The following is a 6,991-nucleotide window of genomic DNA, read 5'->3' on the forward strand; positions in this document are numbered from 1 at the left end:
CGGCGCCGGCGGCGACCGCCCGCAGCGCCAGCGCGGCGGACAGCAGCAGCAGCAGGATGCCGACCGCGGTCGGCAGGTAGCCCGGACCCATGCGCATCAGGCTGCCGCGATCCAGCCCGTGCGCCGCGACGATGCCGACGCCGCCAACCGACGCGAACAGCATTGCCGCCAGGACATCGGGATGGGTCGACCGCGCCATGCACCCGCCTTTCGCGACACGATCGTATACGATTCCGATCGATCGAAAAGGCCAAAGCTGCCTGCGTCCCGAAAAACCGGGGCTTGCGGAGGTCGTTCCTGATCGCGCGGCCGGCGACGCGATTGTATACCGGCGGGAATGCTCAGGCCGGCGCGGACCAGTCTCGCCCCGGCACCGCGTCGAGCAGTTCCTGCGTGTAGGGATGCTGCGGGGCGCGGAAGATGGTCTCGGTCGGGCCGGTCTCGACGATCTCGCCGCGGCGCATGACGGCGATCCGGTCCGAGACCTGCGCCGCCACCCGGAGGTCGTGGGTGATGAAGAGCATCGCCAGGTCGAAGCGCCGCCGCACCTCGTTCAGCAGTTCCAGCACCTGGGCCTGGACGGAGACGTCGAGCGCCGAGACCGGCTCGTCGGCGATCAGGAGCTTCGGCTCCAGCGCCAGCGCCCGGGCGATGCCGATGCGCTGGCGCTGGCCGCCGGAGAATTCGTGCGGGTAGCGCTCGACGCCGGCCGGGTCGAGTCCGACGAGGCCGAGCAGTTCGCGGGCGCGCGCCAGCGCCTCGGCCCGCGGCCGGCCCTGGGCGAGGAGCCCGTCGGCGACGATGGCGCCGACGCGCCGCCGCGGGTTGAGCGAGGCATAGGGGTCCTGGAAGACCATCTGCACGTCGCGCCGGAGCGCCCGGAGGCGCCCGGGCGGCGCCGTCAGCAGATCGGTGCCGCGGAACTCGACGCTGCCGCCGTCGGCCGGCAGCAGCCGCACCAGCAGGCGCCCGAGCGTCGACTTGCCGGAGCCGGATTCGCCGACCACGCCCAGGGTCTCGCCCTGGCGGATCTCGAGGTCGACCGACTTCACGGCGTCGACGACGCGGCGGCGGACGAAGAGTCCGCCCGCGGTGCGGTAGGTCTTGGTCAGCGCCCGCGCGACCAGCGCCGGGACGCCGGCGACGGGCCGGGCGGGACGCGGTTCCAGCCGCGGCACGGCGGCGATGAGGGCGCGGGTGTAGGGGTGCTCGGGGCGGTTCAGGACCTGCGCTACCGGCCCGATCTCGACGATGCGGCCGTGCTGCATCACCGCCACCCGGTCGGCGATCTCGGCCACCACGCCGAAATCGTGGGTGATGAAGAGGACGCCCATGCCGCGCTCGGCCTGGACCTCTTTGACCAGGGCCAGGATCTGCTTCTGGGTGGTCACGTCGAGCGCCGTCGTCGGCTCGTCGGCGATGAGCAGCGACGGCCCCAGCGCCAGCGCCATGGCGATCATCACCCGCTGGCGCTGGCCGCCCGACAGCCGGAACGGGAAGGCCTGCCGCAACTGCCCGGGATCGGGCAGGTTGACGCTCGCCATCAGTTCGACGACCCGGGCGCGGCGCTCGGCCTCGGGCAGGTCGGTATGGACGGCCAGCACCTCGTCGATCTGGTCGCCGACCCGCATCAGCGGGTTCAGGGCCGTCATCGGCTCCTGGAAGATCATGCCGACGAGGCGGCCGCGACGCGACCGCATCTCGTCCTCGGAGAGACGCAGGAGGTCGGTGCCGGCGAGCGCGATCGACCCGCCCGCGACCCGGACCGAGCGCGGCAGCAATCCCATGATGGCCGACGCCGTCAGCGACTTGCCCGATCCGGACTCGCCGACGATGCAGAGGATTTCGCCCGCCGCGAGGTCGAAGGAGACGCCGTCGACCGCATTCGCGCGGTCGCCGCCCGCCGGCAGCGCCACCCGGAGGTCGCGGACGCGGAGCAGGGGCTCGGTGGTCATCGCCCCTCCCGCGACAGGCGGGGGTTGAGGGCGTCGCTCAGCCCCTCGCCGACGAGGTTGAGGGCGAGCACCGTGAGCAGGATGGCGAGGCCGGGGAAGAAACTGCACCACCAGGCGAGCCGCACCACCGACCGGGCGGCGCCGATCATGTAGCCCCAGCTCATCATGTTGGGATCGCCGAGGCCGAGGAAGCTGAGCGAGGATTCGACGAGGATCGCCGTCGCCACCATCAGCGAGCCCGAGACGATGATGGGCGAGATGGCGTTGGGCAGGATCTCGACGAAGATGATGTGCCGCGCCGTGCGGCCGAGCACGACCGAGGCCTGGACGAACTCGCGCGTGCGCAGCGTCAGGAACTCGCCGCGCACCAGCCGGGCGACGGCGGGCCAGCTCACCATCGCGATCGCGGTCACGATCGAGCCGATGCCGGGGGTGAAGATGGCGACCAGCACGACGGCGAAGACGAAGCTCGGGATCGTCTGGAAGAACTCGGTCAGGCGCATCGCGACGTCGTCGACGCGCCCGCCGAAATAGCCGGCGACGGCGCCGACCACGACGCCGACGCCGAGCGCCGCCAGGGTCGCGACGAAGCCGATGAGCAGCGACACCCGCGCGCCGTGGACGATGCCGGTGGCGACGTCGCGGCCCAGCGTGTCGGTGCCGAGCGGGTGATCGGCCGAGAAGGGCGGCTGGAACGGCGCCCCCGCCATGTCCCAGGGGCTGGCGGGATAGACGAGCGGCCCGAGCGCCGCCACCACCAGGATGACCACGAGGACGACGAGCCCGGCCACCGCCCCCTTGTTGCGGCGGTAGCGCCGCCAGAACTCCGCGAAACCGGTCATCGCTCAGGCCCCGAGCTCGATGCGCGGGTCGACCAGCGAATAGACCACGTCGGTCACGAGGTTGACGGCGATGACGACGGCCGACGTCACCAGGAAGACGCCGAGCAGCACGTTGTAGTCGCGCTGCAGCACCGCCTCGTAGGCGAGCCGGCCGATGCCGGGCCAGGCGAAGACGGTCTCGACCACGATCGAGCCGCCGAGCAGGTAGCCGGCCTTCATGCCGGCGATGGTGACCACCGGCAGGATGGCGTTGCGCAGGACGTGGCGGCGCAGGATGCGCCCCTCCCCGACGCCCTTGGCGCGGGCGGTGCGCACGAAGTCCTGATCGCGGACCTCGAGCATCGAGGCGCGGGTCATGCGGGCATAGACGGCCATGTGGAAGAGGGTCAGCGTCAGCGCCGGCAGGACGAGATGGCGGGCGAGGTCGGCCCAGCGGTCGAGGCCGGTCAGGGTCACGCCGACCGAGCCCATGCCGAAGGCCGGAAGCCAGCCGAGCGTGACCGAGAAGAGGAAGACGCCCATCAGCCCGACCCAGAAGAGCGGCGTCGCGTAGAAGAAGAGCGCGACGACGGTGATCGCGGAATCGGACCAGCGCCCGGCGCGGCGTGCCGCCATCACCCCCAGCGTGACGCCGGCCGCGAGCGAGAGCACGAAGGCGGTCCCGGTCAGCAGCAGGGTCGGCGGCAGGCGCTCGGCGAGCAGGTCGACGACCGGCCGCTGCTGGCGGTAGGAGAAGCCGAAATCGAAGGAGAGGATGTTCGCGAGGTAGGCCCAGAGCTGCTCCCACAGCGGCCGGTCGAGACCGAACTGCTGCCGCAACTGCTGCAGGAAGAGCTCGTCCGAGGCACCGGCCTCGCCGGCCATGACGGCCGCCGGGTCGCCGGGCGCCAGCCGGATCAGCAGGAAGTTCAGGACGACGATGCCGAGCAGCACCACGACGCCCTTCACCACCCGCTGGGCGATGTATTCCAGCCGCTCCACGGCCCCCTCTTCCCTGGACGGGAGTGGCGGGCGTCGCCGCCCGCCGGTCCTGTCAGCGCTGCATGTAGACGTCGGCGAAGCCGTCGCGGACGCCGATCGCCGAGGTCACGACGTTGCGGAACCGCTTGTCGATGAAGGTCGGGAAGTCGAGCTCGAGCAGCCAGGCGACCGGCACGTCCTCGACCAGGATGCGCTGGATCTCGCTGTACATCGCCTGCGCGTCCTTGGCGTCGACGGCGACCGCGGCCTTGTCGAAGAGCTCGTCGATGCGCGGGTTGGTGTAGCCGTTGACGTTGCTGAAGAGCACGCCCTTGCGGATGTTGCTGGAGATGTAGAGGCGGGAGACGCCGAGGGCGGGGTGGCCGAGCTGGCTCAGCACCTGCAGCGTCATGTCGTAGTCCCAGTTGCGCACGCGGTCGCCCCAGGTCGCGACGTCGGCGCTGCGCAGCGAAACCTGGATGCCGACCCGGCCCAGCGCCTGGCGGATGTATTCGCCGGCCCGGACATAGACGTCGCCGTAGGGAAGCTGCTCCATCGTCACCCGGGCGCGCACGCCGTCGGCGCCGCGCTTCAGCCCCATCTCGTCGAGCAGCGCCTCGGCCTTCTTCGGGTCGAAGGGATATTTCGGCACGTTGGCGTCGTAGTGCGGGATGCTGGAATGGATCGGGCCGGTCGCCAGCTTGCCGAGGCCGAACCAGATGCGCTCGCGCAGGAAGTTGCGGTCGATCGCATGGTACATGGCCTGGCGGAACCGGCGGTCGTCGAAGGGCGGCCTGCGCAGGTTGAAGTCGAGCCAGACCATCTGGGCCAGGTACTCGTAGCCCTTGGTGGTCATCTCCAGGTGCGGCAGCGCCTTCAGCCGCGGCACCTCGAAGGTCTCGATGTCGGCGAAGGCCGAGAGGTGGGTCTGGCCGGTCTCCATGGCGACGACGCGGGCGCTGGCGTCGGGCAGCACGCGGTAATAGATCTCGTCGAGGTAGGGCTTGCCCTTTTGCCAGTAGTCGTCGTTGCGCACGAAATGGATGTGCGAGCCGCGCACCCATTCCTTCAGCTTGAAGGGGCCGGTGCCGACCGGCTTGGCGTTGGCGGGGTTGGTGCGGAAGTCGGTGCCCTCGTAGATGTGCTTCGGCACGATCGGCGCGGTGCTCGGCTCCCAGGCCATGATGAAGGGCGCGAACGGCCCCTTCAGCTTGAAGACCACGGTCAGCGGATCGGGAGCCGAGATCTCCTCGGCGCGCTGGAAGATCGGCCGCGAGCGCGGATGCACCGCCGTCAGGTAGGTCTTGGCGCTGAAGACGACGTCATCGGCGGTGAAGGGCGTGCCGTCGTGCCACTTCACGCCCTCCTGCAGCTTGAAGGTGTAGGTCTTGCCGTCGGGCGAGACCGTCCACGACTTGGCGAGCCCGGGCATCGGCTTCAGGTCGAAGTCGTAGCGCAGCAGGCTCTCGTAGATCTTGCCGCCGACGATCGCCGCCGGCGTCGTCTGGTTGATGCCGAGCATCAGGGTCGGCGGCTCGGGCGAGATGATGATGTTCATGGTGCCGCCGCGCGGCGGCGTCGGGGTCTGGGCGGCGGCAGGGCCGGCCAGCCCCGCGGCCAGCAGGACCGCGGCCGTCGCGGCCAGCAGCGGACGTAGGCGCGCCATGGGAACCTCCTCGGGGATGGTTGCCGGCCGCGCTCGCGGCCGCCGTCGCACGGCAGCGTAGATTGTATACCGCGCAGAATGCAATATGCGTTGGTCGAGCGATCGGACTCGACGACCGTCCCGGAGATCGCCATGCCGCGCAGCCTCGCCGTCGCCCGCATCTGGCTCGAGGTCAACTCCTTCTCGCCGGTGCCGAGCGTGCTGGCCGACTTCGAGAACAGCGAGTGGGCGAAGGGGCCCGCCGTGCTCGACCGCTTCCGCGGCACGCCGACCGAACTCGGCGCCGTCGCCGCCTTCGCCGACGCCAATCCCGACTGGCGGGTCGAGGTCCTGCGCTGTGCGGCGGCCCAGCCCGGCGGCCCGATGGACGACGCGCTGTTCGACGCCTTCCTGGAGGAGGTCCGCGAGGGGCTCGCCGCCGGCCGCTGGGATGCGGTCTACCTGTCGCTGCACGGGGCGCTGGCGACCGAGCGCCGCCGCACGCCCGACCTCGACGTCCTGCGGATGGCGCGGGCGACGGTGGGACGGGTCCCGATCGGTGCCAGCTTCGACATGCATGCCAACATGGCGCCGGAGATCGCGGAGATCGCCGACGTCGCCGCCGGCTACAAGACGCTGCCGCACGTCGACATGTACGAGGTGGCCGAGAAGGTGCTGGCGCTGCTCGTCGCCACCGTCGAGGGGCGGCTCCGGCCGACGGGCGTGCTGCTCCGCGCCGGCCGCATCATCCACAGCCACAACATGCGCACCGCCGAGGGTCCGATGAAGGATCTGGAGGCGATCGCGCGCGACCTGACCCGGGGTCCGATCCTCGACATCACGCCGTTCGGCGGCTTCCCGTGGGCGGACACGCCCAACACCGGCGCCTCGGTCATGGTCTATGCCGACGGCGACGCCGCCACCGCCCGCTGGGCGGCCGAGGAGATGGCCGAGGCGATCCGGCGGAAGGCGCCGGAGTTCGACGTCGTCCGGCCCGGCCCCGACGAAGGGCTGCGCGCGGCGCTGGCGCTGGGCACCGGCCCGGTCGCCGTCGTCGAGGCGTCCGACAACATCTACTCGGGCGGCATCGCCGACACGCCGGGCCTGCTGCGGGCGCTCGTCGACCTCGCCCCGGACGATCCCGCCGTCTTCGCCTTCTTCTTCGATCCCGGGATGGTCGCCCGTGCCCGCGAGGCCGGGGTCGGCGGCCGCGTCCGCGGCACGCTCGGCGGCCGCATCACCGCCGATTTCGGCCCGCCGGTGGCGATCGACGCCGAAGTCGTGCGCCTGACCGACGGCATCTTCGTCAACCGCGGGCCGATGCTGCGCGGGGTCGAGACCCGCCTCGGCCGCACCGCCGTGCTCCGCGTCGGGCAGGTCGACATCATCGTCACCGAGAAGCGCGAGCCGGTGAACGACCTCGCCTACATGGACCTGCACGGGATCGACCTCGCCCGCGTCCGGCTCTTCTGCATCAAGGCGAAGAACCATTTCCGCGCCGCCTACGGCCCGGTCTGCCGCGCCTTCGTCGAGGTCGACACGCCCGGGCCGGCGGGCGTCGACCTCACCCGCCTGCCCTTCCGCTTCGC

General features: G+C 71.2%; 6 protein-coding genes. 1 reads left to right on the forward strand and 5 read right to left on the reverse strand.

Annotated features, from left to right (window positions below):
* The 5 genes from ACE3Q3_RS11220 to ACE3Q3_RS11240 form a co-directional block, all read right to left on the reverse strand.
* Window positions 1-199, reverse strand: a 199-nt coding sequence (locus tag ACE3Q3_RS11220; protein WP_374445861.1) for a hypothetical protein, incomplete at its 3' end; no start/stop codon positions are given.
* A 142-nt stretch (window positions 200-341) separates the two neighbouring features.
* Window positions 342-1,955, reverse strand: a complete 1,614-nt coding sequence (locus tag ACE3Q3_RS11225; RefSeq protein WP_374445863.1) for an ABC transporter ATP-binding protein — start codon at window positions 1,953-1,955, stop codon at window positions 342-344.
* On the reverse strand, window positions 1,952-2,797 hold the full coding sequence (locus tag ACE3Q3_RS11230; RefSeq protein ID WP_374445866.1) for an ABC transporter permease: 846 nt from the start codon (window positions 2,795-2,797) through the stop codon (window positions 1,952-1,954). The genes ACE3Q3_RS11225 and ACE3Q3_RS11230 overlap by 4 nt, the downstream gene beginning before the upstream one ends.
* Window positions 2,798-2,800: 3 nt before the next feature.
* On the reverse strand, window positions 2,801-3,778 hold the full coding sequence (locus tag ACE3Q3_RS11235) for an ABC transporter permease (protein ID WP_374445869.1): 978 nt from the start codon (window positions 3,776-3,778) through the stop codon (window positions 2,801-2,803).
* A gap of 52 nt (window positions 3,779-3,830) precedes the next feature.
* On the reverse strand, window positions 3,831-5,423 hold the full coding sequence (locus tag ACE3Q3_RS11240; protein WP_374445872.1) for an ABC transporter substrate-binding protein: 1,593 nt from the start codon (window positions 5,421-5,423) through the stop codon (window positions 3,831-3,833).
* Between the two features lie 132 nt (window positions 5,424-5,555).
* On the opposite strand from ACE3Q3_RS11240, the gene ACE3Q3_RS11245 reads away from it, so the two are divergent.
* Window positions 5,556-6,991 (forward strand): M81 family metallopeptidase (locus ACE3Q3_RS11245; protein ID WP_374445875.1); only part of this gene is annotated, 1,436 nt, incomplete at its 3' end.

The sequence above is a fragment of the Allostella sp. genome (assembly GCF_041913585.1).
Taxonomy (GTDB): domain Bacteria; phylum Pseudomonadota; class Alphaproteobacteria; order ATCC43930; family Allostellaceae; genus Allostella.

What these genes read in the sequence shown, in the direction of transcription:
- ACE3Q3_RS11225 (WP_374445863.1), bottom strand. Translation starts at nt 1,955, where the DNA reads ATGACCACCGAGCCCCTGCTCCGCGTCCGCGACCTCCGGGTGGCGCTG.
- ACE3Q3_RS11230 (WP_374445866.1), bottom strand. Translation starts at nt 2,797, where the DNA reads ATGACCGGTTTCGCGGAGTTCTGGCGGCGCTACCGCCGCAACAAGGGG.
- ACE3Q3_RS11240 (WP_374445872.1), bottom strand. Translation starts at nt 5,423, where the DNA reads ATGGCGCGCCTACGTCCGCTGCTGGCCGCGACGGCCGCGGTCCTGCTG.